This window comes from Peribacillus sp. NPDC101480 (assembly GCF_050277335.1).
Lineage (GTDB): Bacteria > Bacillota > Bacilli > Bacillales > DSM-1321 > Peribacillus.
Genome location: NZ_JBNNSB010000008.1, coordinates 47,375 through 72,159 on the forward strand (window position 1 = coordinate 47,375; position 24,785 = coordinate 72,159).

Here is a 24,785-nt window from a genome sequence, read left to right on the forward strand (position 1 = left end):
TCCTCTAGACGCGCTTTTCCCTCAGAAGTCTCGTACCTTCCGCTCCAATCAACCAAATGGGCAGATGTTAATCTTCATCCTTCACATCGATATCTTCGGGGATGGGTTCGTTATAATAATCCGCTAAATCCTTCTTATATTTCTCCATCTGTTCAAGATGCATATTAAACTGATCTTTAAAAATCAAATGCTGCTCACCATCATGAACGGTGCGAATTTTATTTTGAACGATCAAACTTTCTATATAAGATTCCGGCATCGATAGATATTCCGCAGTCTCTTTTACTGTCAAGTACATGCCTTCACCCCTTTTCCTCTCTAACTATACTAGATATGAGGCATTATTTGAAGCGCTTGATTTTTAACTGAAAACCCCTTACATGCCAAGGAAAGGACGATACCCGATTCGGGGTATTGTCATGCAACCTCACCAGCTTAATCAATTTCCGCCAATGGAACATTTTAGATAAAACAACTTACAATCCCTTCCATTAACATGTAAGATAATGTTAAAGCAATATATCCATAGATTAAGAGGAGTGGACAAAGATGACCTTCTTTTATGTCATTCTTGCGGCAATTTTTGCTGTTTTCCTGGTCAATTTCGTTAAAGGGCTAAGTGAACCGGCTAAATTAGAACGCTATCAAAATGAATTCCGTAAATACCATGGTGAAACTTTAGATCTGCATGCAACGGAAATCGTTTCAGAAGCATTGATAGAAAAGCTTAATAAAGCACTGGATTTCAATTATATGGAAAAAGTCAATACTGAATTCCGCCTGAAGCATCCTCGGGACTCACAGTTAAAGGTCAATCAGGCTTGGCGTGAATTGAAACGCTATTTGATTATGGCTGCAGTGTTTGGAAAAGTTGAAATGTTTAATTCAGTCATCGATGAGTTATGGCATATCATGCTGAACTATAGACAGGAATATGATGAGTTTTGCCAGGTTTTCATCGGTAGGACCATTCAGCACCATCCTCATTCAGAACCTGTTTTCAAACCCGATGAGCGCACTCTTTTTGACTTTTACTATGTACAGCTATTTACGGTGGACTCCCATTCCATTCAAAAATGGGGCAAATTTTTCAAACATGATAAAGGGCTAACGCTTCTCCGAGATTTTGAAACGTTGGAGCTGGAGCAGTTAAAAGAGAAATATATGCGGAAACCGACAAGTATACAGGCGGAACGGACCTTTGAATCTTTCACTTCCCAATTTAAAGAAAATCGCCCCATGACAGAATTGAATTGGCGGAAAACGTACGATCAGACTGACTACGCAGCTCCCGCCTATTTCACTTATGCAAGCACCGATGATTTCGACAGCGAATTTAAAGATATTTTCGGTAATGAACCGAACACAGTTTCCACTGGATCCGGCCATGCAGATCATGGTGGCCATAACGGTTCCCATGACAGCAGTTCTGATTCCTCTTCAAGCTGTTCTTCATGCAGTTCTTGTTCGTCTTGAGCTTTTCGCTTGGAGAAATCCAAGCGTTTTTGTATACACAAGAATTAGATGAACTGGATTGATGAAGCTTAATTTTTTACTCAATTTTAAAGGAGTTACAACTGATATGCATGATAATGAGATACGAAAATTCAGACCAGTTTTTGTCTATGCAAATTTGGAAAATAAGAAAAAATTAGTACAAGGTTTAACTGAAGATCGAGTGAAATTAATTCAAGAATTAAAAAAATATAGAAATGCCCTTTCACCATTTTTAATTAATGTTTTGCAAACTAATATAGATCAGTGGGAAATAGAAATTCATGATTTGGAAGAGGAAATAAAAAAAATAGAAGCAGAGAAAGAGAGCTTTTAAGTACTCTCGGTTTGCAGACAAAAAGGGTTCGGAATTTATAAATTCCGAACCCTTTTTGAGATTTCCTTTGAATTTTCGTCCAAGGTTAAGAGCTTGGGTATTTGACGCATTCCATTTCCTTCTTTAATTCCACCGATTGAACCAATTCTTGATCCTTTGTTTATTTTTCTCAAGAACCTCCTTCGATGTCCGGTTGTCTTTTTGTTTTTTCCATTCAAAGAAAGATGCAATTCCGATAAGCAGCCCTCCACCGATGATTAAATACAGCCACCATGGCATCTCGCTCCACATAGAATTGGTATTCATATAGACATTGAATAAAATCGTCCCAGTTCCAGCGATGAAATAGGATTTGTATTTCATCATGAATCCAAAGAGCATTGCTGCCAATGACACGGTTCCGATAATGAGGGCATCATATAAGGTGTTTCCTGCCATTGCATCAATGATCAGGGCTAAAAACAAAAGGAAAACAATACCGCTTTCGATATATTGTGTGATTTTGCCTTTAACAAAGATTCTCCTCAGCAGAGTGGTGCTGACAATGAACAGCGGCAGAATATTCACCTCCTCCTCAAGTACAGGAGGGATCGTGAGCTGATCGACAATGACCCAATACGGATATAGGCTGAACAAAATCGCTGCTGCCAACTGGGATTTTCTTTCCAACATACCTGTCGTCGTGCTTCTCATCAAAATGAAATAGGCCGGAATCAGAAGTGCCGCGATGATTTCCAAAATGAAATGTGCCGGTCCCCCCGTCAAAACCTCCATGTTCATGGCAATAAGAAACAGCAGACCATAGACTCTGTAAAAATCCAATTGAAGTCCTGCCCCGCCTTTATCAAGCAAGCCTTTAAAGTATTTCCTGCTTAGCAGGACCATTATGGCCGTACACCCAAAAAGGACTGCCGTTCCAACGAAAGGCTGTAATGTGCCCGCGTACATGATGATGATCCAATACGGATACAAACTGAGAACTCCCGTCAGCCAAACGTAGATGCCCTTTTCTTTTACATCCTTTGTGAAACTTCCAATCAAGATGAAGTAAACCGTGATCAAGAGCGATACAAAAACTTCGAGTAACTGGGTCAATGTTTCAGTTGCTGGAAATCCCCGATTCATGGCCAGTAAAAACAGCAAGCCATATATCCTGTATGCATCGAAGGTGATTCCTGTTTCTTCCTTTTTGATTAAACCATCGAAATAACGCCGGCTTAAAAGCAGCATCCCTGACATACAGCCAAAAAGGAATAGCAATCCCATTACAACAGATAAGCTGTCGGCATAGCCGACTATGATTAAGAAGGGATACAGACTGACTAGTGCAGCAATATTGGAATAGATTTTCCTTTCTAGCTTTTCCGCTGTCAAGCTTCTCAGGAAAATGAAATAAGCGGTTAACAGCAGCGATACAAAGACTTGGAGTAACTGATGCTTAGTATCATTAAAAACCTTCGCATTCATATCGATCAAAAAGAATAAACCATAAATCCTGAAAGGATCAAAGCTGATGATGCCTGATCCGTTTTTCTTGAGTAATCTGCTGGAATACAGGCTGCTTAACAACAACATTCCTGCCATACAGCCAAAAAGAACAGCCAAACTCGTGACGATTGGGAGTGTATGGGCATAAACTATGATATTGATGAACGGGAAAAGGCCGATGATTGCCGCTATTCCCGAGTAAATGCTTTTTTCTTTCTTATAGATCGTGAATCTTCCCATCAGGATGAAGTAGCTAGGCAACAGCAGGGAAACAAAAATCCCCAAAATCGCAGAACCTGTATCGCTCATAAACACTTCCAGATTCAGAGTACACAGATATAACAAGCCAAAAATTCGATAATAATCAATGACTCTCTTCGTTCCCTCTTGGTTGAGCAATCCTTTGAAAAGGCGTCTGCTAGCCATCATCATCACAACCATACATACAAGCAATACGATAATCGCCATAACCAGAGCTAACGTATTTACATACATATTATAGAAGATGAACGCCAGGCCTAGAGGAACCGCAACATAGTTCCGCCAATTCCTTTGCATGAGCAGATACCAGGCAAACAAGAGCTGTACGGTCATCACTCCTACCCAGACTAACTCGCGGTTAAGTGGAAAGTCCCGGATTGCCGTTTCCAAAATGGATATGCTTATCCCTAAATGAATGAATGGAATAAGGTAATACTCAATGATGCCTTTCCAATTCTTATTGGATAACGCCCACAGAATGGTTATGAGTCCTGCTGTAATCATCGTGCATATTGATGTAATGAATTCCATTTGCTCCATGTTTACCACAAATAAATGGACCTGTAGGAAAAGGACTGAAAACCCTAGGTACGTAAAAACGTATTTTTCCCATTTCACATGCGCCCTTAAAGCACTTAAAATATAAATCGACAGTTGTGCAACATATAGTAACGGTGAGCTTTCCGTAAAAATAATGAGCAAATATCCAACAGGAATCGCCAGTAAATTGGCAAGGTGACTTGCGTAAATGAAATACAGTTTCCCATTTTTTGAATATTTCCCAAGCCATTCTCCTAATAGGAAAAAGATAATGGGGCCGAGCAACACGAACGCAATCCTCAGCACCATTGAAGCAAAATCAAAAACATCGTAGAGTGAAGCATATAAGCTGGCACTTGTAATCACGACAGGCACCCAGAATATGTGCTTCCGATGGATATGGACGGACCAGCCGTTTATTGCGGTAGCTACGGCAATCACTCCGCTTGCCTCCAAAGGATTCTGTGAATCGAATGGAATCGATATCAAGGAAAGGAAGGAAAGAATCTGTCCGCTATATGCAAAAACTGGAAATAATTTATGATATCCCTTTTTAAATGTGTAAGCTGCACCGATGGAAATCAGTGAAACACCCATTAAATAGACACTGAGCGGGATATTTGACCGAACCCATTCTAAACTCTCCATCAAATATGGATAGAAAGCAACCAAAGCCAGTACGAAAGTGATTGGAAATCCGTATAAGGCATTTTCCTTCATATGCTTTGTTTCGTCTTTTATAAATGTGATGAAGAAAAGCCCAGAGATCATGGCGAGCGCCACACTAACTGCAAGCCAATCCATTTCGCTGAATTTAATGGTCAGTATCACTAACATGATCATTGGGGAGATAAGTAAGATACTCTTCCTAAACAGGATGTACCTTGGGTGACGATTATATAAATAAACTCCAAGATATTGAATGACCTGAATAACAAAAATCAGATTTAAGATGGTAGAAAAAGAGACTGGCAATGCAAAGAAAAGGTATAGTAACGCTAAGTCGAAAATAACAACAGCCGGGTACGTGAGGCTTGAATTTCTCGATTGAAGGGAAACATAGGCAAGCTGAGCGGATACTAACATGAGCGCGACGAATATTTGCGCATAGTTCTCCTGGTACACCATCGCGTTACTATATAAGAAAACGATCCCGCTCCCAATCAAACTGGTGAACATGAAGTTCTTGGAAAGCTTAGTCATTTTGGATTTAACCAGATATTTCGATAGCATGGTAAAAATGATTGGTACAAATGCAAATGCGGTGATCATGTACTCACTTAAAAACGAGTTATAAACAAGATGGATATATCCATACGTGAAAACGGCGCTAAAAGCCATTTCATAATATTTTTTTTGGAATTTGACCGAAATAATTAAAAACAAAACAGAAAAGACCATCAACGTTAGCGAATACACCAAGTTGCTTGAAAATAACGTCAGGATCACAAAGGTCTCCACGATAATCTTAAACTGGATAAATTGAAAAATGAATGGTTTAAATAACGTTAGTGCTTTTTGATTTTTCAATTGCTCAATATTCCATAATAGCATTAAATTAAGAACGCCAATCGCCAAAAACATCCACGCAATAGTCGGCGTCACAAAAGCCAATCCGAAATAGCAGGTAATGGCAAACGTGAATATTGAAATGAAAATGAATATTTTCGACTTGAAGTAGTCAGCAATCTTACAATAAATGGCTAAGCAGAGAAATCCCCCAAGAAACCCCAGAAGCCCCCGCCCCCCACCATTAAGTGAAAGGTACTCTCCAAAAATCCGATAATATGAAGCTGATAAAATCGTAATCGGAATGAATAAACCCGCTAGCGTCAAGAATGCAAAAGAGGTCTGTTCAATTTTCAGTTTCGAAGCGATGAAGGCCATCCCTGCAAAAATGACGGATACCATTCCAATGAAGAGAACTTTCAGGACCGCATTCAGATCCCCCCATGAAGTGGTTGCTAAAATCAACCCGCCAAACAGAAGCAATATGACCCCAGTGAGCAGGATGACAGAAATATTCCGTTCCCTGATTTGCTCAGGTGTTTTCTTCGGCCTTACCGGTTTTACCGGTTTCTCCCGCTTGATGGCCTGCTTTTGAATAACCGGTTTCCTATCAGTGATCTCCTTGACAGGTTCAAGGCTCTCCTCTAAACCGGATTCAATGGGAGCATACCCGGCCTTCTCATCTTTCATTATCGATTCGTTCAATCCACTGGATTCCTGAAATTGCAATGAAGATTCTTCGATCAGGCTATCCTGAATCCTCTTATCGGCACTTTCACCGATTACCGTTTCAGTTCCATGGGTGGATTTCTTCTTTTCTTGCTCTAAGCGCTTTTGTTTATGGAGGGCTAATTGGAAATGCCGATTGTATGCCCTGCTAATCCGGATATATTCTGATTTAGGGATGAGCCGCCTTTCCCATAAAACATCCAGCTCTTCTTGGAAAATACGCTTCCTTCTTTCTAATGTCATTTCTTCGTTTGAAGAGTCATTCATTCCAAGCTTCCCCTTCCTTCAAATAGACCTTCTATCATCTTATGTATAATCTCTTTTCGATAATAACAAAGTTTTTCCATTTTTAAAATATTTAGGATAATGCACCAAGGGTGTTCCTACTGACTCAAAAAAAAGAATGACTTCCATTGAAGCCATCCAACGTTTCTATTATATTGATTTTACTTTATCCTCGCTCCTGATAATGCATAAATAAACGATCATTGAAATGAAAATCGAGGCGGCTGCAGTGATATAGATGCTCCTATATCCGAAGAGGAAGCCAATCTGCCCGAACACGATGGCACCTATGCCCACTCCAAGATCGAAAAATGAAAAGTATGTGGCATTAGCCATCGCCTTCCGATTTGGTGCCGTCTTTTCAATCGACCATGCCTGCAGCGCCGGCTGGACAGAGCCGAATCCAAATCCATAAAGCACTGCCGCAATGTAAAGGACCACTTCACTCGGCATCCATGCAAGCAGGAGCATCCCAGCCATGATGAGTACTGTTGAAGGCACGAATATGGCTCGATGTCCCCTTCGGTCATATAATCGACCCGCAAATAATCTCGTGACCATGAGGGCCATTGCATATACTAAAAAATACCACTGAATTCCATCCACACCTTTTTCCGCTGTATACAGGGGAAGGAAGGTTGCAATTCCACCGAACGTAACGGAAATGAAGAAAATGAGCAATGATGGCTGAAGGGCACTTTTTTCATATATATCAAACCTTTTGGCTCTGACAGCCGCGGAAGGATCACTTTCCACTTTTTGATACCGAATAAGTGATGCTGTAACAATGGCGAAAAATCCCAATAATGAACAGATCAAAAACAATTCTTGAAACGGAAGGACCGTAACTAGAAAAAGACCCAATGATGGCCCGAATGCCAGCGCTAAGTTACCCGATAATCCGTAATACCCCATCCCCTCACCACGCCGTTTCGCAGGGATTATATCGGAAGCAATCGTTCCTGAAGCCGTTGAAGAAAATCCCCAGCCGACGCCCTGTACAATCCGCATCATGAATAACAAGCCGATGCTTCCCATAAAACCGAAGGAACCCACTGACAATGCAAAAATGGCTAAACCGGCAAGAAAAACCATGCGCCTTCCCTTCGTCTCCAATAATCTGCCGGCAATCGGCCGAACGAGCAAGGCCGAAAAAGTGAAGATTCCAAGGACAGCCCCCACCAGGCGATCGTCACCGCCAAGCTGTTCCACAAACAACGGGAGGGTCGGCATCGTCATTTGAAAACCCATGAAGATGCACATATTTGCCAAACAGATCATGATGAAATCACGTGTCCAGATTTTATCAGTCCCTCTTACCCGTTCATCCACTAAGGTTTCCCTCATATCCCTTCACCTTCTAATTATTATAGTCATTGCCAGTTTACTAAAATTGGTTAAAATAAGCGAATGATTTATTTCGGGTACCTAAATATATATATATAAATAAAAGCCCAGTATGACACTGGACTCCCCCTATATCTTTCATCTACCGGCCCGAACAAGTTTCTGTTCTTTTCTTCGCCGTTTATCTTGAAACATTTTTTGATCCGCTTCCATGAATAAACTATCCATATTTCCTTTTGAATTCGAACGGTAAGCATGCCCAAATGACATACTGATGTGAGGGCCTTTTTTTAGATCGTTTTGCAAAAGGATTTCTTCCTTTAATAATTCACAAAGAGATTCCACTTCTTGCTTGCTTCTATCAATTAGCAGAATGGCAAACTCATCTCCTCCCACTCTCGCTAAAACAGCGATGTCAGAGAATATCCGTTTCAATAGATTTGCCGCTTCTTTAATCAATTCATCCCCTTTCTTATGGCCATGCGTATCATTCATATATTTCAGCTCATCTAAATCACACAAAATCATGGCAACCGGAGTATCAAAATCCAGATTGGATTTGGCAAATATATTATCAAAAAACTGTCGATTATGGATATTCGTTAATGGGTCATGGGACATTTGATACTCAATATCCTGTATGAATCTCACTCTTTCATCGATATTGCGAATGATTCCTTGAACGGCTACCAATTCATCTTTTTCATATATAGGTGTAGCATATTCCTCGAACCACAAAAAATCCCCCTCGATATTTTTCCAACGTTGAATGACCGGCTTAGTATAATCAATCCCACCATATATCTTTTCATTTAGGATTTCAAAGTCATCAGGATGAATCCTTCCGAAAGGGGAGGAAGGGTCATTGTATGCTTCTTCTAAGACGCCATGACCTAAAAGTGTATTGATGGATGGACTTAGATACCTGAACTTGGAACTTGGGTTTGTTTCGTAGGAGTAGATAATATCCTTAGAACTTTCCACTATATTAAAAACCTTTTTTTGCACTTCGAATACTTTCTTCCGATAGTCCTTTTCCCTTTTCTTGCGAGTGAAGATCGTACGTTTAAATATATCCAATGACAATTTATTGAATTTCATTTTACAGCCCCCATACTTTTGAAGTCATTTTCATTAAAATCTTTCCTTAGATTTGATGGCGGACTTATACTCATTACTTTTAACATAATTATCCTTTATTTATTATAATTCCAAAACATCTAAAGGAAAAACTTTAAATGTTTTTCCTTATCTCCTTAAGTAAATGGGAAAGCTTCTAGCAATGGCATAATAATTGAAAAAAGCCGATTCCAATTGGATCGCGGCTTTTTCATGCTTCATGACTATTTCGTTATCTCGATTTTCCCATTATTCGTTTCCAATTTCACTAAGTTTTCACCTTTGCCAATGACAGTATCTCCCTCATACTTACCAAGGATATCCACTCTCCCATTGTCAACATGAACATCGAAAGTTGTATTTGTCGGTTCATTCTCCGTCTGGATCATGATTTTACCATTATTACTTTCGAAATCGATCTCCCTATCCAAGTCTTTCGTGACCAATGTGATTTTACCGTTATTCGATGACCCAACCAGTTTTCCCTCCACATTATTAAGCTCTACTTTTCCATTAGCAGATTTCACTTCAACTTTTTCGGTTATTATATCATTTAATTCTACCCGGCCATTTTGAGACTTCACATTTAGATCTTCACTTTTCAATCCTGATATTTGCAATTTTCCATTATCGGATTCGACGACAAAGGATTTATAAGATTCATCAGGCACATACACCTTTAAATGTAAGGATTGAATATGAAAACCAAAGCTAAAGGTACGTCGATCTTTTAATTGTACCGAAAGCTTCTTCCCTTCCACATCTGCGGTGAAATCCAACTTGGAAACATCCATCCCTTTTGAAACCAACTCTATCCTTGTCTCCTTATCCTTGGTTGGAACGATCTCTACAGCTGCATTGTCAGTGTCGATCTGAATGTCCGTTACGATTTCCGAAATCGTTTTTTCCTCTGTAGTCGTTTCCTTATCCGTCACTTGGGAAAACGTAAACAGACTTCCTATTACTCCGATCAATAACAATACAAGTGCAATGATCGATAATTTTTTTACATTAATCATTTTTCAAACCGCCTTTCACAAGAGAAGCGTTAAATTTTAAATAGCGAATGAATCCTTTAGTTAAAGCACTCGTAGCGACAAACATTCCCATGGCAATGAAAATGCCAATCCCGCATAATCCCAATGCGAAGAAAAGATCGAATAATTGAAAATTACCTATCGCAAGGTTAAAAAGAACGCCAAACGGAGCTAGAATGAACGCTATCGCCGAAGCCCATCCTGCAATGACAACTCCGATCAATGCTATAAATGGTCCCAAAACGATCACTAAATTAAAGAATCCCAAACCAATGACTGCCCAAACTGCCCGCATTACATTACCTGCTGAAGTAGTTTGCTCGACCTGACCAAGACGATAGGATGCCATCAGTTCCTTGGAAATCTGTTTAGGATTCCCAAGAGATTTGGAGATTTCCTGCTCTGACTTCCCTTCTTCCATTCCAATTTCGAAGTACTCTTCGTAATCTTGAAGGATATCTTCCCGTTCCTCTAAGGAAAGTCTGGTTAAAGAGGCATTCAATTGTTTTAAAAATTGTTCTTTATTCATTGGTTCACACCTTCCTTGATTAATTGATTGACCCCATTGGAAAATTCATTCCATTCCGTCAACAGCTCTTGAAGGTATCTCCGGCCTTTGTCGGTTAAAGTATAATACTTGCGCGGAGGCCCTTCTGTTGATTCTTGTAAATATGTCGTAAAATACTCTTCCTTCGTCAATCGTCGTAAAAGTGGATATACCGACCCTTCCGATATTTCAATTTGATCTGAAATCTTCTGTACAAGTTCATACCCATAGCGATCCTGCTTATCCAATAAGACCAGGACACACAGCTCCAGGACACCTTTCTTAAATTGTACATTCATTGCACCATCACTCCTTCCAAGAGTTCTTCAGTATAGTTCAATAAACAGTACTGAACACCGAACAATACATCTTATGTAAATAAATTACCACACGGTACTGTTCATTGCAAGGTACTATAAATATTTTTTTGGTACTACATGCGTTCCAATAAGGGTAGAAGAAAATTAGCATTATATTCAAAGCGGCAAGAGAATACGATGTATAATAGTAAAATGTGGAAGGAGGAGTTACTTTGGCCAACAAAGAAATAACGAAAAAGCAATTCGAGTTTCTTGAACATGAATTTAATTACCTTGAAAAGGAAGGAGTCATCTCCCAGCAAGAGAAAGTGAGGATGTTAGATTCCTATGACGTAAAAGGAAATTTGAGCTTCATCACTATTCTATTATCCATTGGGGCACTTCTTTTAGGTTTAGGCGTATTGACCTTCGTAGCCAGCAACTGGATTTATTTAAGTAAAGCGGTTAAATTCCTGCTTATCATTGCATGCCTAATCGGAGTGAACTTTGCTGGCGTGAAGGTGCAGGTACGCTTTCCCAAAACGTCACGAAGTCTGCATTATGCAGGTATTCTGATCTTTGGTTCAGGGATTTTTCTAATTGAGCAGATGTTTAATATCAGCATCAACTTCAACAGTTCCTTTTTATTATGGGCGATCGGTACGGTATTCATTGGATACTATTTGAAGGATGTCTTCGTTCTCCTTTTTACCTCTTTCCTGCTTTTCATTTATATTAACGGAAGTATATTCGTTGATGAAACAGCTTATCCGCTTGCCATTCTTGTATTTCTGCCGGCTTTATACATTCTGTTAAAGAAATTCGATTACCCTAAATATCTGACCTTTTTCATTAACGCTTTAGCCATCAATACAATTGCCTTATTTCTTATGGAATTCGTGCCTAAGCTGGAGTTTGAAAATTCGAATACGATTGTCCTTTCCATTCTGTTTGTTCTGGGAATCGTGCTTGCCTATATTCCGGTAAGAGCCAAATTACAAAACATCACCCACATACAAGGGCATATCTTACATGGTATTACTGCACTCTTCCTTACCTTTGATTTTTCAATCTGGTTCCCTTTAGCTTATTTCGTTTTTCTGCTTTATCTCATTCTAAAAGGCAGTTTGACCAGTATCGTGATAATATGTGTACTGATCTTCAGATATTACATCTATTCTTTTGACTTCCTGCCAAAATCACTTACATTCATCATCGGCGGAATCATGCTTATCGGTTTTGGCTTCTTCTTCGAAAATCAACGAAAAAAAGGAGGGGAGCTCAATGAATAATCCATTATTCCGGCCACTTATCGTATTTTCCATTCCAGTCTTGATTCTGTTAGTCTTGGCGTTTCCTCCGGTCTGGACAACAATGACAGGAGATGTAATCAAGATCAAAACAGCCCCGGTCGACCCGACTGACTTGTTTAGGGGAAGCTATGTGGCTTTGAAATACGAAATTGAATCCGTTAAGCCATCACAGGTCGATGACTCGATTAAAACCGAGTTCCATACAAGAAATATGGGGGATTTTAAAAAGGTATATGTACGTTTAAAACAAAATAAGGATGGACTATATGTTGTCGATTACGTAACGAAAGAAAAACCCGGCAAAGGCGTTTACCTTAAAGGGAAATTGGAAATCCCATATGACCTGCACAATGCTGAAACCATTCAGATCAGATACGGTTTGGACAATTATTTCGCATCCGAAGAAAAGGCAAAGGAAATGGAGAAGGAAGCATTGGCCAATCCTTCAGTCGCCGTCGTAAAGGTTCGTAATGGGAATGTTGTTTTAACGGATATCATCATTGAATGAATGAACCCGGAAATGACTAGCAAAAAGAGCATCGGTTTTACGATGCTCTTTTTTGCTGGACTTTTTTCATATGAACATCAGATGTTACTTAATGACTCGCTTTGCCCCTATATATTTTTCTTTCCAATACTTATCACTCATTTTGACGACCTTGACCCCTTTGGTGGTGGTCCCGATAAATGTACCATTTCCATAATAGATTCCTACAAAAGAAACCTGCCCTTTCTTACCTGTCGCATAGAAGACCAAATCTCCCGCTTTTAAATCTTTTTGCTTAACGGCCTTTCCGATTTTATACTGTTCCGCACTCGTTCTTGGAATCTTCATTTCTGTCGCGGCATTTTTATATACATACTGGGTTAGACCGCTAGCATCAAACCCTTTTGGGGTCGTCCCCCCATATTTATAATTGCTTCCCACCTGCTTCTTTGCCAAAGCGGAAACTTCATCGCCATAATTGATAGAGGCTGAAGCATTAGCCGGATTGAATATGAATGCCATCAATAATGCTCCGATCAAAACTATGGCTGCAAGCCATTTTGAAACTGGTAAACTATAACTCATCCTTTTTCCTCCCCAAACTGAAAATGAACCACAATTTTAAATGTATGCTGCATTTCGGTTTTCAGACCAAAATCATTTTAATTAGTGCGATCATCATTTCTGCAAAAAAAAAAACAAATAAACAGATAACGCCGTTGTGTAGCAAGTTACGGTGTTATCTGGTATATTCTACTCTTCAATAGATGAAAGAATAGTGCCCATTACTTAGGCTCATCGTATTGTCGTGCATTCTCACTATCGCTTAGACCTTTAGTAGTATGATCGACCACACCGCCGACCCCAAAGAATGTAAGCGCTATGAAGTTAATGATGCCTAAAGCCCCGTTCAATGCATCATCAGTAATGGTAAAGCCTATAGGGGTAATGAAATTGTTTATGAACGCGGCAACCATCTGCGCCAATAATAAAAGCCCAGGAAGGAGTACCGTGAATATAAACGTCGGATTCTTAAAACGCACTTTCCAGTTGATCATTGCTTTTCCCCCTCTCTATCATATTAAGTCCGAAATAGTTGCAGACTTACTATATATTATGCGGCTTGTCCTTTTTACGTTCGGAAATTCCATAAATAATCTATCTCTCTAGTTTCCCATTAACATGAAAAAGCCCATCAGTGGATGGACCTTCTCTTAAACTATCAAATAGTTTTAAAAAACGATAGAGCGCCTCACTTTAACAAGTAAGTAACAACTTTCTCAAGCTCTATATACTCCTTTGCGTGCCAGTTGATTCCTTCCTTTACTTAAATAAGCTTCTGCCTCTATAGGTAATTTGGAAGTCACCGTCCGCTTACCTTTTCTCTCAATCTCCCCCGGAAATGATACTGGCGGCAAGTCCTCTGCCAGCCAAAATGGTTTATACTGCTGAGGCAATTTATAACCTGACTATATTGAACGCTTGATCTCAAACTCCATTTTTTTCCTCCAAAAACAATCCGATCCGTTCGGCAGCTTCTGTCAATCTTTCGGCCGGCTGGACCAAGGCCATCCGAACATACCCTTCACCCTGCTTCCCAAAAGCATCGCCTGGAACGACCGTGACCCCTGCTTTTTCAATCAATGCATAGGAAAAATCACGTGATTTCCAGCCAGCAGGAATTCTGGCCCAAATAAACATGGTAGCTGAGGTTTTCGGCACATGCCACCCCCCTCTAGCAAGACCTGATATCAATGCATTACGTCGGGACTCATATTCCTTAACCTGTTCGGACAGCAGCGAAAGATTGGAAGTCAGTGCCATCTCGGCAGCTTTTTGGATAGGATAAAAAACTCCATAATCGATGTGTGATTTCAACGTTCCCAGGATGTTCAGCACCTCTTGATTACCCACCGCATACCCGATGCGGCAGCCGGCCATGTTAAAAGTTTTGGAAAGTGAGTTAAACTCGATCCCCACTTCCTTGGCACCAGGAATGGACATAAAACTAATTTGCGGATGATCATCAAAAATCAATTCGGAATAAGCAAAATCGTGAACCACCATGATCTCGTTCTTTTTCGCAAACGATATGACTTCCGCAAAGAAAGCTTCATCAGCAAGGGCGGTGACAGGATTTCCTGGATAACTGATGATCATCATTTTGGTCTTTTTCAATATTTCTTCCGGAATTCCGTTGAGCTGCGGCAGGAATCCATTTTCGGCAGTAAGCGGCATCGGATAAATGATTCCGCCGGCAAGCTCTACACTCGCTTCATAAATTGGATATCCCGGATCTGGCACCAACACATAATCTCCAGGGTTTATCATCGCCGTTGCCAAGTGTGCAAGGCCATCCTGCGATCCCATCAGTTGGAGGACTTCCCTTTCTGCATCCAGCTCCACCCCATAACGCTTCCGATAAAAATAACCGACTGCCTCATGGAATTCAGGCGTACCTTTTAACGTATACCCATAGGAACTCGGATCCTGCGCATACTTCACAAGCGTATCCACTACGAAATCAGGCGGTGGTAAATCCGGACTTCCTACACTCAAATCGATAACATCCAGCCCACGTTTCATTGCATCCTGTTTGCGTTCCGCCAACTCTGAAAATATCCCTGTTGTGAATCTTCCGACTTTTTCAGATGGAGTCATATTCATTCTACAATTCCCCTCCATTAATGATTTATATCTATCATTATAGCAATCAATCTCGAGTACTTTAAGAATTCATCAGTATATGTTCCAGAGCCTCATCAAGATGAGGGAATTTAAATGCATACCCCGCCTTTTCCAATCTCTCAGGTATGACCCACCGGCTTTTTAATATCAATTCTGTTTCGGTACCCATAAAGAAAGCCCCCATTTCAAGCATGGGTGTTGGACAGGGCAGTCCAATCCTAATATTCATGAGCTTTCTCAAATGAGCCATCAATTCACGATTTGTAACTGGATTCGGAGATGAACAATTATACACCCCGCTCGAATCCTGATTCTTTCTCAGAAAAAGGACAATGTTAAATAAATCTTCTAAATGTATCCAACTGAATTTCTGATTTCCTGATCCTTGATGGCCCCCCAGACCAAATTTAACCAAATTCCTATATGGGGTCATCACTCCCCCATCTCCCAATACAATGGCGATCCGTAAAGCAATTTGTCTCGTCTTGGGTAATCGGAAATCGAAAAATGAGCGCTCCCACGCTTTCGCCACATCTACGGAAAAGCCTGAACCGATTACACCATCCCCCTCTGTCATTGGTTTATCCTCAGCATGCCTGTATATCGTTGCAGTACTTGAGTTTATCCATAATGAAGGAGGATTTTCACATTGTTCAATCGCCTTACCTAGCACTTCAGTCGTATCGGTTCGTGAATCCAATATTTCTTTCTTATTCTTGGCATTGTAGCGGCAATTGACCGTTTTTCCTGCCAGGTTTATTAACATATCCGAATTATCGATCGTTTCCCTTATTCCTTCTATATCTTCCCAGCCAGTATGCGGGGTTTGCCTGGAGATGATCCTTACCTCATATCCCAAATTCCTGAAATGCTTTTCAAAGTATTGACCGACAAAACCAGTCCCGCCAGCTAGAACCACTTTCTTTAGCATATATCCAACCCGCTTTCTTTTATGAGTGAATAGGTCCAATGATAACCAGTTCAGCCCTTATTGTGAATTACTTCACAATTATACCATATTATTACATCGACTGGTATCACCACTACATAACGTAAACGTGTTCAACAAATGGTGAACTTGTCCAAGCACAAAGCAATAATACACATAAATTAGTAATGTGAAAATTTATTAAACAAAGGGATGATTGCAGTGTCAAACAAAAAACTAAGAAGAACTGGTGAATCCGATAATGCTGGTTCCACAACTGGCGGTTCAGGTAATGGCAATTCAGAAAATGGAAATAGCAGTGTTAGGACTGCCTTGAGAAGAATCTTAAAAGATTTATTAAACAATAATGGAGGTACTTCAATCAAGGAACCTATTTCAATCAAGAAATTCAGAAAAGATTAAGAGATTTCTTTTTTGAGATTAACATGGAAACCCTTTGGAATATTCTAAAGGGTTTCTATATTAATAAACAATAATATGATCTCCGCTTTTTGGTTTAATAGAGAAAAAGGAGAAGTTATGATGTATTTTCGAGACTGGAAACCTAAAAAAGATATCAAGACTTTAACGGATATTACAATAAGTAATTTTCGGGTTTCGTCTGATACAGTGCATGAAATTTTGCAAAAGTCCCATAAGGTACTTGTAATTTGTAATGATAAAGGTAAAATAATGGGATTTCTTTGTTATAATCTTTATTTATATAAATTCGCTCATGTTAATTATGTAGTCCTTGACAAGAAATATAGAGGAAAGGGAATTCTGCAATCCCTTTTACCGAAATTAGTGGCTCATGCGAGAGAAAAAGGAATCCTTGCAGTGTCCGGTTTGGTAAACAGAAATAACCCTGAAGCATTGCAGAAATTTAAAGACTTTGGCTTTAAACCAATTTTAACTTATCAAGATGACATTCTAATTCAATCCTTTTTATAACAAGGGCCTCCTGCCCCAGCTTTGCGTAATTAAGAAGATAGATTGTGAAAACATGGATTAAATATGAAGCATGTGTTCCTCCATACAAAACTAATGAAACCGCCTGTAAATTCTGCACGAATTCATGGGCATTTTCCCTGTACTCTCATAAATAATAGTAAAAAATTCGCTACCTCAAGTAGTTCATTGAATTTTCTATTTTTTCAAATGAATCCCATTATTTTCACCATCCATTCGTGTATAGTGAATGTATACCTGCAAAAAGGGGGATCTTTATGAAATCGATAGAACTTATCATCTTGAATCTGGAAGAGGTTAGAAGAAGAAACATTAAACTATGGACTTCAATACCTAAAGGCACACTACATTGGAAGCCAGACGACAAGGCAATGAGCTGTTTAGAAATGGTTAGACATGTCCTTGATAGTGAGCATTACTACCATTTATCCATTAAAAATCAAGGCAGCTTACCCGTTTATGAATCACCATTTGAAAAACAGCCGCTTATCTCTGTCGAAGCCGAATTAAACTTTGCGGAACCTTACAGGCGTGACTTTTTGGAAACAATCCTATCCTTCAGCGAGGACGACTTATCCACTATTAAAATTGACCGCTCCGATATTGGGTATATCAGGGATTTAGGAGATATGTTGCTAAGGATCGCTTATCATGAGTCTGTACATACTGGTCAATTATTGGACTACTTAAGAACTGCTGGAGTTCCTAGAATTAGCGTTTGGGATTAACTGCATCATTTTCATAGGGTAATTCATCACGGTGAAGCACCCAGACTGTAGGCAAACTCGATGGAAATCGTGTTTGCCTACAGTTTTTTTATTGCTTGTACAATTTGGACATTGATTTTCACTCCAGGCACTTGCTCCAATTAACTTAGTTTTAAATTCCCCTGTACTTTATTGTTTTAAAATAGACTGGATCTGTTTGATTATCGTGGAGCATCAGGGAACATATGAGCTGCATCTGCGGCAAAGGCTTCCGGTTTTCCAACTTTCTCAATCAATTGTTCAACAAGTGGCTCTAAGTTTGACTGTCATGTGTATTTCCAGGTGTTACAATCATTGATCATCAAGAAAATGTTTCATGTAAGAAAATTGTGGAAAAGTAATGGTATAGGAGGGATAAGAAATGTTATCTAAAAAACCAGCGGCCAGAATGGTTAGCGCCGTTATTCTAACCGGCTCCCTTTTAGGGGCAGGTGCATCGTTTCCAACAGAACCGGTTGGGGCTGCATCCACAATGGATTCCGCTTCTGGCATAGCTAAGGAACACGCTCTTACCACCTTACACGAAATCTACAACAAAGCTTTTTCAGGGGAAATGCCTTATACTGCCTTGGGTTTGAAAATTGATGAAAACACCCAAAAAGAAGTATATGACACATTTGGTCCTCCCCCTGAGCCAGGTAACACAGATGAAACTTTTGACTATTACCATGCAGAAATGGGGCATCCAGGATTTGCATTTGCCTATAACGATGACAAAACCATCTCACAAATCCGATATTTTGGGACAAATGTAGAACGGGACCATAATCTTGGAAGCATCACTCCTAAAGTTTTAGGAAAACAACTCGGCAGTGCTGACGAAATACGCCATATTTCCAGTACGAATGAAGACAACTACATTTACAAGACAGGGAACTATGAACTGCAATTCATTGTCGGTGAAGATCAAACTGTGGATTATATCAATCTACTCGAAGCTAAATAATATAATTGTCGCAGGCTGTAGAGAAAGAAAATTTTCTCTACAGCCTTTTTTGTTTCATGCCCTCCCCTTCTTTCTTCTTCTTCCAAACCGCTGTCACCTTCCCGTAACATATTATGGAAGCAACCCGGCCATTTAATTTACAAAATCCATACTCCCCCCAAACGGGCTCTTAATATTTTCACAATAAAATTAGCTTGTTCAACATTATTTCAATATATGGAGGGTGTCCGAAAGATGATTAATAAGTTCAGGGCTTTCACAGGAACGGTTCTAAGCATAGCCATCCTATTTCAGGGTCTTCCGGTCGCGGTTGCTGCAAATGATTCAGCAGACACTCAGACAAATCCGGGAGGCAGATGGATGAAGGGGGAATATCATGCCCATACCACTCAGTCCGATGATGCCGAGGGCTCACAGAGCCTTGAGAGCTTGCTAAATAACGCATTTGATAAGTATGGTATGGATTGGATGGGAATTTCCGACCACTTGAGGATGTCTTCAAGGGATGCTGAGGGAAATTTGATTACAGGTGGGCCGATACCGCTATCTCAGGGAATCATACAATATCAGACCCCGAAAATGGAGCAATTGCAAAAAGAGGGCAAATTTAAAAGTAAAGTCATCTTTTCAGGCTTCGAATGGGATATGCCCACATACGAGCATGTCGGCATAGGAATTTTGGGAGACAAGCCGGGCTCACCGAAAAGTCTGAAAGCTGGCAATCAGTTCGAATATCTGTTCACCAACCAGGATGAAAAGAAGTTTGATCCTGATGATGTAGCCGTCTGGAGAGCACAGGATCAAAGAGCTAATAAGACATCCGAGGATGCTCGAACAGCATTGGCATGGCTCGAGAAAAATTATAAGAATACAAGTTATGCCATATTGAACCACCCATCAAGAAAAAGGGTGTACAACATATCTGATTTTCGCGACTTCAACAATATAGCCCCGAATGTCATGTTCGGGTTCGAAGGTATGCCAGGTAACCAGATGGAGCCGGATAGAGGCGGTTTAAATCTGACAACACCGGAAAACAGGACCTACGGCGGTTCCGATCACATGCTCGCTAAGGTAGGTGGTGCTTGGGATGCCCTTCTTGGGGAAGGCCGTAAGTTCTGGAACTTTTCCAATTCAGACTCCCATTTTGAAATCAGTGAAAACCGCCTTTACTCAAGCGGCTACTGGCCAGGTGAATATTCCAAGAATTATACATGGGTAAATGGTTCATCGATGCAATCCGTCCTTGATGGCATGCGATCAGGGAAATCCTTCTCCGTTTTTGGTGACTTGATCGACGCCCTTGATTTCCAAGCTAAAAACCGAAACAACAAGGCAGATATGGGCGGGGATCTTAAAGTTAAGGAAGGACAGATGGTCAAGATCACCATCCGATTTAAAAGCCCCCAAAAGAACAATAACGGGGACCCGGTCAAGGTGGATCACGTGGATCTAATTTCCGGGGAAGTAACCGGGAAAGCAGTACCTGGTACACCTGCTTATAATAAAGCCACCAATGATACGACAAAAGTGGTTAAACGCTTTACAAGTAAAGACTGGAAAACCGATCGCGATGGTTTTCATACCATCACTTACAAGTTCAGAGCAAATAAGGATCAATATTTCCGTTTGCGCGGCACGAATCTCGGGGTTAATGTCTCTGGAGAAACGATGGACGGTGAACCGCTGATTGATGCAAAGACTGAAATCGAGGATAACGAAAAACGCTTTTTAGAAATAAACAAACGTAACTATAAAGACCTTTGGTTCTATTCGAACCCTATCTTTGTTAGTGTAGAGGATAAAAATCATAAATAACGTTAAGTTAAAAAGAATCCTGAAATAGTTCTGGACAGTCCAAAAAGCCCCTCTCCGCTTAGCTAATAGTTGACGTGGATAAGGGGCTTTTTGTCTCCTTAGAATGGATATCGGTTCAGCTCCTTCCCTGGTTGACGATACACCTTTCTTTTACTTTTATTTTCACATCAATGCGTGAAAAACCGTATAATTCACCGAGTTTCATTAACACTAATGATATAAGTTATTTTCATTGACTTTTTTCCTTTTCTTGTATAGTATCACAGAGTATCAATCCCTATCAGATTACTAGGAGGTTTACCCAAATGAAAAAAATGGTTGCACTTTTATCGCTATTGTTAGCTTTCACGGTTGTACTTACCGCTTGTGGTACCGATACAAAAAATGAGGCAAACGATACCGACAATAAATCTTCTTCACAAGAAAGTCTATATGATAAAGTCAAAAAAGATGGCGTATTAACTGTTGGAACGGAAGGTACATATCCTCCTTTCACATTCCACGATGATTCAGATAAACTAACGGGGTTTGATGTTGAAATTGCTAAAGAAGTGGCAAAACGCCTTGGAGTGAAAGCTGAATTCAAGGAAACACAATGGGACGGCATGTTTGCAGGCTTGGATGCAAAACGTTTTGATATGATCGCAAACCAGGTGGGCATCGATGAAGACCGTCAAAAGAAATATGATTTCTCTGACCCATATATTCAATCAGGGGCCGTATTACTGGTACACAAAGATAATACGGATATTAAATCCTTCGATGATTTAAAAGGCAAGACCTCTGCACAATCTTTAACGAGTAACTACAATGACATAGCCAAATCTCATGGTGCTGAAGTTACAGGTATTGAAGGATTTTCTCAATCCGTACAGCTTATTGGTTCTAAACGTGTAGATGCCACGATCAATGACAAATTATCGTACCTTGATTATAAAAAGCAACACCCGGATGCACCTATCAAAGTGGCTGATGAGGAAGAAAGCGGAGTTGCAAGTGGTTTAATGTTCAGAAAAGACAGTGGCAAATTAGTGGAAGAAGTAAACAAAGCACTTAAAGCAATGAAAGACGACGGCACGTACGCGAAAATCTCGGATAAATGGTTTGGTGAAGATGTTTCTCCTAAGTAATATTTTCACCGACCCCGAGCGTATGAACCAGCTTGTTTCCATCGCTCAAACCTCCCTCTATCCTATGATAGAGGGAGCTATTCAATATACGATTCCACTAACATTGATCACATTCGTTCTCGGCCTTATTCTTGCTGTACTCACAGCATTGGCTAGATTATCTTCCATAAGGATTCTTCAAATAATTGCGCGTGTATATGTGTCAATCATCCGCGGGACACCTTTACTTGTGCAATTATTTATCATTTTCTATGGACTTCCAAATTTAGGTGTAACAATCAATCCTTTCATATCGGCCATTATAGGATTCTCTTTAAATGTGGGAGCATACGCTTCAGAAATTATCCGAGCAGCCATTTTATCCATACCAAAAGGGCAATGGGAAGCAGGCTATTCAATCGGGATGACATATACCCAAGCTTTAAAGCGCATCATTTTGCCTCAAGCTGCGCGGGTATCCATTCCCCCATTATCCAATACGTTCATTAGCCTTTTAAAAGATACATCGCTTGCCTCACTCATTCTGGTAACGGAATTATTCCGTAAAGCTCAAGAAATCGCTGCAAAAAACTATGAATTTCTACTACTTTACATAGAAGCAGCTGCTTTATATTGGATTTTGTGTACAATACTATCTTTCATTCAAGGAAGTTTAGAGGACAGACTTAATCGTTATGTAGCAAAATAAGAACCGCAGTAGTTAAAGGAGATTTTAAAATGATCAACATTAAGAATCTTCATAAATCGTTTGGTGACCTTGAAGTATTAAAGGGCATCGATTTGGAAGTGGAGCAAGGTAAAGTCATTGTATTGATCGGTCCTTCGGGTTCAGGTAAAACAACCTTTCTTCGGTGTTTGAATCTCCTTGAAGTACCCACGGACGGGACGATTGAAATTGATGAAACCATAATGGACTTCAAAAAATCCGTTAAAAAAAATTCAATTACATCTTTTCGCAGTTTAACAGGGATGGTTTTCCAAAGCTATAACCTCTTCCCCCACAAAACAGCATTGGAAAATGTAATGGAAGGACCCATCATTGTAAAAAACATAGCCAAACATCAAGCAAAGGAAACGGCTGCTGCCCTGCTTACAAAAGTCGGCTTAGGTGAGAAAATCGATTTTTATCCGTTTCAATTGTCCGGCGGACAGCAGCAACGAGTCGGAATTGCAAGGGCCCTGGCCATGGAGCCAAAGGTCATGCTATTCGATGAACCCACTTCCGCTTTAGATCCCGAACTAGTTGGAGACGTGTTACAGGTCATGAAAGACCTGGCGAAAGAAGAAGGCATGACAATGATCGTGGTAACCCATGAAATGCGTTTCGCCCGTGAAGTCGCCGACGAAGTCATTTTCATGGATGAAGGAAAAATAATGGAGCGGGGAACACCCGAGCAGATCTTCACAAACCCTAAAGAAGCGCGCACACGTAAATTCCTCAATCTGATTCAATAAAAAAACGGTGCTATTAAAGCACCGCTCGCAGCCCCCCCCATTTTTTGAAATGGGGGTTTTTTGCCCACCATCAAATTAATGAGATGCTGGGACCTGTCTAGTCTGTGTCCGTGCATGGTATAACTGAAAAAGAAGCAAAGCAAAAACGGAAAGGATCGCTCCCGATATAAATGGTAAATCAATCGAAATTGAAAATAACCAACCGCCGATCGGAGGACCTGCAATCCTGCCGAACGAGTCGAAGGAAGATAACAGTCCAGTGACACTGCCATGGCCCGTCATGGAACTTTTGGTCAGTAAAGCCGAAATTGCCGGACGGATGAACCCATTTCCCACTCCGAAAATCGTCAGGAAGATCGCCGATGTCCAAAAGCCGGAAGAAAACAGGATGAGTATGAACCCAGCTGCCGAGATGATGATTCCCATTCGGATGACCGCTCCTTCTCCATATTTCTTTGTCATCCTACCCACTAATCCACCTTGAACGATTGCACTGCCAACTCCCATGATCATAAAGATATAGCCTAATTGGACAAGACTTATATCAGCCTTTTTGGCTGCAAAATAAGCAAAAGTCGTTTCTAGTCCTGCCATAGAAAGAGTGACGATCAATTGCAGAAAGAACATGGTTTTAAGTGGCCCTCTAAAGGCTTTCCACATAGATTCTTTATTTTTTGACTGCTGGGCCCTCTTTTCAACTGTATGTGATTCCTTCAGTATCGCAATCACTAAGAACAAAGTAATCAAAGAGGTAATTCCAGCAATGTAAAAAGGTAAATTCAAACTTGATTTGGAGAATACCCCTCCAATCGCCGGACCAAAGATGAAACCAAGCCCTGTAGCGGCCCCGATGATCCCCATCCCTTTTCCGCGATCTTCCGGCGTCGTGATGTCAGCCACATACGCCATTGCGGTTGGCATGTTTGCCGATGACAATATCCCGCCAATAATCCTTGCTACAAATAATACCCATAAGGAATCTGCCGAGGCCGTGATAAAAAACGAAAGAGCCAAACCAGCAATCCCGATTATCATGACAGGCTTACGTCCTATCCGGTCAGATATACGTCCCCACACCGGGGCAAAAAATAATTGCATTAATGAATAAACAGCCATTAAAAGTCCAAGCTCAGTAGGACTGCCACCAACCTTTTCTGCAAGAAACGGAATGACGGGAATAATGATCCCAAATCCGACCATGACTAAAAACATCACTAAAAAAAGAACGGGTAACACTTTTTTTGTTTCCATTATTTTTTTCTCCTTTTACTCTTCCACATTCGCTGCAT

At 40.4% G+C, this 24,785-nt stretch carries 24 protein-coding genes; 12 read left to right on the forward strand and 12 right to left on the reverse strand.

Translation table 11 applies throughout. From position 1 onward, the window contains the following. Nucleotides 1–67: 67 nt before the first annotated feature. A complete protein-coding gene (locus ACQKMF_RS22640) occupies nucleotides 68–298 on the reverse strand; it encodes an excisionase family DNA-binding protein (protein ID WP_048687214.1) in 231 nt (76 codons plus the stop codon). A 251-nt stretch (nucleotides 299–549) separates the two neighbouring features. On the opposite strand from ACQKMF_RS22640, the gene ACQKMF_RS22645 reads away from it, so the two are divergent. After that, on the forward strand, nucleotides 550–1,476 hold the full coding sequence (locus ACQKMF_RS22645) for a hypothetical protein (protein WP_402944883.1): 927 nt from the start codon (nucleotides 550–552) through the stop codon (nucleotides 1,474–1,476). Nucleotides 1,477–1,582: 106 nt separating this feature from the next. Further along, nucleotides 1,583–1,831 carry a hypothetical protein gene (locus ACQKMF_RS22650; protein ID WP_402944886.1) on the forward strand — a complete coding sequence of 83 codons (249 nt, stop codon included), beginning with the start codon at nucleotides 1,583–1,585 and terminating at the stop codon, nucleotides 1,829–1,831. A gap of 123 nt (nucleotides 1,832–1,954) precedes the next feature. Here ACQKMF_RS22650 and ACQKMF_RS22655 read toward each other — a convergent pair whose 3' ends face one another. The 6 genes from ACQKMF_RS22655 to ACQKMF_RS22680 form a co-directional block, all read right to left on the reverse strand. Further along, nucleotides 1,955–6,625, reverse strand: coding sequence for a hypothetical protein (locus tag ACQKMF_RS22655; protein ID WP_402944890.1), 4,671 nt, complete (start codon nucleotides 6,623–6,625; stop codon nucleotides 1,955–1,957). Between the two features lie 168 nt (nucleotides 6,626–6,793). Next, complete coding sequence (locus tag ACQKMF_RS22660; protein ID WP_260359087.1) at nucleotides 6,794–7,990, reverse strand: MFS transporter; 1,197 nt, start codon at nucleotides 7,988–7,990, stop codon at nucleotides 6,794–6,796. A gap of 138 nt (nucleotides 7,991–8,128) precedes the next feature. After that, complete coding sequence (locus ACQKMF_RS22665; protein WP_427575073.1) at nucleotides 8,129–9,091, reverse strand: sensor domain-containing diguanylate cyclase; 963 nt, start codon at nucleotides 9,089–9,091, stop codon at nucleotides 8,129–8,131. Nucleotides 9,092–9,333: 242 nt separating this feature from the next. Continuing rightward, nucleotides 9,334–10,128 carry a DUF4097 family beta strand repeat-containing protein gene (locus ACQKMF_RS22670; RefSeq protein WP_402944896.1) on the reverse strand — a complete coding sequence of 265 codons (795 nt, stop codon included), beginning with the start codon at nucleotides 10,126–10,128 and terminating at the stop codon, nucleotides 9,334–9,336. Beyond that, nucleotides 10,121–10,675, reverse strand: a complete 555-nt coding sequence (locus ACQKMF_RS22675) for an HAAS signaling domain-containing protein (protein ID WP_101225494.1) — start codon at nucleotides 10,673–10,675, stop codon at nucleotides 10,121–10,123. The genes ACQKMF_RS22670 and ACQKMF_RS22675 overlap by 8 nt, the downstream gene beginning before the upstream one ends. Further along, nucleotides 10,672–10,992 carry a PadR family transcriptional regulator gene (locus ACQKMF_RS22680; protein WP_101225495.1) on the reverse strand — a complete coding sequence of 107 codons (321 nt, stop codon included), beginning with the start codon at nucleotides 10,990–10,992 and terminating at the stop codon, nucleotides 10,672–10,674. The genes ACQKMF_RS22675 and ACQKMF_RS22680 overlap by 4 nt, the downstream gene beginning before the upstream one ends. Before the next feature lie 233 nt (nucleotides 10,993–11,225). Here ACQKMF_RS22680 and ACQKMF_RS22685 point away from each other — a divergent pair, with 233 nt between their 5' ends. Both ACQKMF_RS22685 and ACQKMF_RS22690 read left to right on the forward strand, forming a co-directional pair. Continuing rightward, on the forward strand, nucleotides 11,226–12,284 hold the full coding sequence (locus ACQKMF_RS22685) for a DUF2157 domain-containing protein (protein WP_101225496.1): 1,059 nt from the start codon (nucleotides 11,226–11,228) through the stop codon (nucleotides 12,282–12,284). After that, entirely contained in the window at nucleotides 12,277–12,813 is a 537-nt protein-coding gene (locus ACQKMF_RS22690; RefSeq protein WP_101225497.1) for a GDYXXLXY domain-containing protein, read from the forward strand. Before ACQKMF_RS22685 ends, ACQKMF_RS22690 begins: the two co-directional genes overlap by 8 nt. 84 nt (nucleotides 12,814–12,897) lie before the next feature. Here ACQKMF_RS22690 and ACQKMF_RS22695 read toward each other — a convergent pair whose 3' ends face one another. The 4 genes from ACQKMF_RS22695 to ACQKMF_RS22710 form a co-directional block, all read right to left on the reverse strand. Next, the gene (locus ACQKMF_RS22695; RefSeq protein ID WP_427575077.1) at nucleotides 12,898–13,377 is read right to left on the reverse strand and encodes a C40 family peptidase; all 480 of its coding nucleotides are present in this window, start codon (nucleotides 13,375–13,377) and stop codon (nucleotides 12,898–12,900) included. 200 nt (nucleotides 13,378–13,577) lie between these two features. Continuing rightward, complete coding sequence (locus ACQKMF_RS22700; protein ID WP_101225499.1) at nucleotides 13,578–13,850, reverse strand: phage holin; 273 nt, start codon at nucleotides 13,848–13,850, stop codon at nucleotides 13,578–13,580. 430 nt (nucleotides 13,851–14,280) lie between these two features. Then, entirely contained in the window at nucleotides 14,281–15,459 is a 1,179-nt protein-coding gene (locus ACQKMF_RS22705) for an LL-diaminopimelate aminotransferase (RefSeq protein WP_101225500.1), read from the reverse strand. Nucleotides 15,460–15,520: 61 nt separating this feature from the next. Beyond that, nucleotides 15,521–16,411 (reverse strand): TIGR01777 family oxidoreductase, encoded by an 891-nt coding sequence (locus tag ACQKMF_RS22710; RefSeq protein WP_402944907.1) that lies wholly within the window; start codon nucleotides 16,409–16,411, stop codon nucleotides 15,521–15,523. Between the two features lie 219 nt (nucleotides 16,412–16,630). Between ACQKMF_RS22710 and ACQKMF_RS22715 the strand changes: the two genes are divergently transcribed. The 8 genes from ACQKMF_RS22715 to ACQKMF_RS22750 all read left to right on the forward strand — a co-directional run bounded on the left by ACQKMF_RS22715 (nucleotide 16,631) and on the right by ACQKMF_RS22750 (nucleotide 23,496). After that, entirely contained in the window at nucleotides 16,631–16,831 is a 201-nt protein-coding gene (locus tag ACQKMF_RS22715) for a hypothetical protein (RefSeq protein ID WP_230178429.1), read from the forward strand. A 120-nt stretch (nucleotides 16,832–16,951) separates the two neighbouring features. After that, nucleotides 16,952–17,362: a GNAT family N-acetyltransferase gene (locus ACQKMF_RS22720; protein WP_402944909.1), complete on the forward strand. Its 411-nt coding sequence runs from the start codon at nucleotides 16,952–16,954 to the stop codon at nucleotides 17,360–17,362. A gap of 275 nt (nucleotides 17,363–17,637) precedes the next feature. After that, nucleotides 17,638–18,108: a DinB family protein gene (locus ACQKMF_RS22725; RefSeq protein ID WP_230178433.1), complete on the forward strand. Its 471-nt coding sequence runs from the start codon at nucleotides 17,638–17,640 to the stop codon at nucleotides 18,106–18,108. 400 nt (nucleotides 18,109–18,508) lie between these two features. After that, nucleotides 18,509–19,093, forward strand: coding sequence for a YjgB family protein (locus ACQKMF_RS22730; protein WP_427575081.1), 585 nt, complete (start codon nucleotides 18,509–18,511; stop codon nucleotides 19,091–19,093). Nucleotides 19,094–19,327: 234 nt separating this feature from the next. Then, complete coding sequence (locus ACQKMF_RS22735) at nucleotides 19,328–20,911, forward strand: S-layer protein (protein WP_427575083.1); 1,584 nt, start codon at nucleotides 19,328–19,330, stop codon at nucleotides 20,909–20,911. Nucleotides 20,912–21,216: 305 nt separating this feature from the next. Then, entirely contained in the window at nucleotides 21,217–22,041 is an 825-nt protein-coding gene (locus ACQKMF_RS22740; RefSeq protein ID WP_402944918.1) for an amino acid ABC transporter substrate-binding protein, read from the forward strand. Further along, nucleotides 22,025–22,729 (forward strand): amino acid ABC transporter permease, encoded by a 705-nt coding sequence (locus ACQKMF_RS22745; RefSeq protein WP_101225507.1) that lies wholly within the window; start codon nucleotides 22,025–22,027, stop codon nucleotides 22,727–22,729. Before ACQKMF_RS22740 ends, ACQKMF_RS22745 begins: the two co-directional genes overlap by 17 nt. Nucleotides 22,730–22,758: 29 nt before the next feature. Continuing rightward, on the forward strand, nucleotides 22,759–23,496 hold the full coding sequence (locus tag ACQKMF_RS22750) for an amino acid ABC transporter ATP-binding protein (RefSeq protein ID WP_101225508.1): 738 nt from the start codon (nucleotides 22,759–22,761) through the stop codon (nucleotides 23,494–23,496). Between the two features lie 75 nt (nucleotides 23,497–23,571). Here ACQKMF_RS22750 and ACQKMF_RS22755 read toward each other — a convergent pair whose 3' ends face one another. Then, on the reverse strand, nucleotides 23,572–24,747 hold the full coding sequence (locus tag ACQKMF_RS22755) for an MFS transporter (protein WP_101225509.1): 1,176 nt from the start codon (nucleotides 24,745–24,747) through the stop codon (nucleotides 23,572–23,574). Nucleotides 24,748–24,785 lie beyond the last annotated feature (38 nt).

Bases quoted from the DNA above. Each gene is read 5' to 3' on its own strand.
- ACQKMF_RS22640 (WP_048687214.1), bottom strand. From the start codon at position 298: ATGTACTTGACAGTAAAAGAGACTGCGGAATATCTATCGATGCCGGAA.
- ACQKMF_RS22645 (WP_402944883.1), top strand. From the start codon at position 550: ATGACCTTCTTTTATGTCATTCTTGCGGCAATTTTTGCTGTTTTCCTG.
- ACQKMF_RS22650 (WP_402944886.1), top strand. From the start codon at position 1,583: ATGCATGATAATGAGATACGAAAATTCAGACCAGTTTTTGTCTATGCA.
- ACQKMF_RS22655 (WP_402944890.1), bottom strand. From the start codon at position 6,625: ATGAATGACTCTTCAAACGAAGAAATGACATTAGAAAGAAGGAAGCGT.
- ACQKMF_RS22660 (WP_260359087.1), bottom strand. From the start codon at position 7,990: ATGAGGGAAACCTTAGTGGATGAACGGGTAAGAGGGACTGATAAAATC.
- ACQKMF_RS22665 (WP_427575073.1), bottom strand. From the start codon at position 9,091: ATGAAATTCAATAAATTGTCATTGGATATATTTAAACGTACGATCTTC.
- ACQKMF_RS22670 (WP_402944896.1), bottom strand. From the start codon at position 10,128: ATGATTAATGTAAAAAAATTATCGATCATTGCACTTGTATTGTTATTG.
- ACQKMF_RS22675 (WP_101225494.1), bottom strand. From the start codon at position 10,675: ATGAATAAAGAACAATTTTTAAAACAATTGAATGCCTCTTTAACCAGA.
- ACQKMF_RS22680 (WP_101225495.1), bottom strand. From the start codon at position 10,992: ATGAATGTACAATTTAAGAAAGGTGTCCTGGAGCTGTGTGTCCTGGTC.
- ACQKMF_RS22690 (WP_101225497.1), top strand. From the start codon at position 12,277: ATGAATAATCCATTATTCCGGCCACTTATCGTATTTTCCATTCCAGTC.
- ACQKMF_RS22695 (WP_427575077.1), bottom strand. From the start codon at position 13,377: ATGAGTTATAGTTTACCAGTTTCAAAATGGCTTGCAGCCATAGTTTTG.
- ACQKMF_RS22700 (WP_101225499.1), bottom strand. From the start codon at position 13,850: ATGATCAACTGGAAAGTGCGTTTTAAGAATCCGACGTTTATATTCACG.
- ACQKMF_RS22705 (WP_101225500.1), bottom strand. From the start codon at position 15,459: ATGAATATGACTCCATCTGAAAAAGTCGGAAGATTCACAACAGGGATA.
- ACQKMF_RS22710 (WP_402944907.1), bottom strand. From the start codon at position 16,411: ATGCTAAAGAAAGTGGTTCTAGCTGGCGGGACTGGTTTTGTCGGTCAA.
- ACQKMF_RS22720 (WP_402944909.1), top strand. From the start codon at position 16,952: ATGTATTTTCGAGACTGGAAACCTAAAAAAGATATCAAGACTTTAACG.
- ACQKMF_RS22725 (WP_230178433.1), top strand. From the start codon at position 17,638: ATGAAATCGATAGAACTTATCATCTTGAATCTGGAAGAGGTTAGAAGA.
- ACQKMF_RS22730 (WP_427575081.1), top strand. From the start codon at position 18,509: ATGTTATCTAAAAAACCAGCGGCCAGAATGGTTAGCGCCGTTATTCTA.
- ACQKMF_RS22735 (WP_427575083.1), top strand. From the start codon at position 19,328: ATGATTAATAAGTTCAGGGCTTTCACAGGAACGGTTCTAAGCATAGCC.
- ACQKMF_RS22740 (WP_402944918.1), top strand. From the start codon at position 21,217: ATGAAAAAAATGGTTGCACTTTTATCGCTATTGTTAGCTTTCACGGTT.
- ACQKMF_RS22745 (WP_101225507.1), top strand. From the start codon at position 22,025: ATGTTTCTCCTAAGTAATATTTTCACCGACCCCGAGCGTATGAACCAG.
- ACQKMF_RS22750 (WP_101225508.1), top strand. From the start codon at position 22,759: ATGATCAACATTAAGAATCTTCATAAATCGTTTGGTGACCTTGAAGTA.
- ACQKMF_RS22755 (WP_101225509.1), bottom strand. From the start codon at position 24,747: ATGGAAACAAAAAAAGTGTTACCCGTTCTTTTTTTAGTGATGTTTTTA.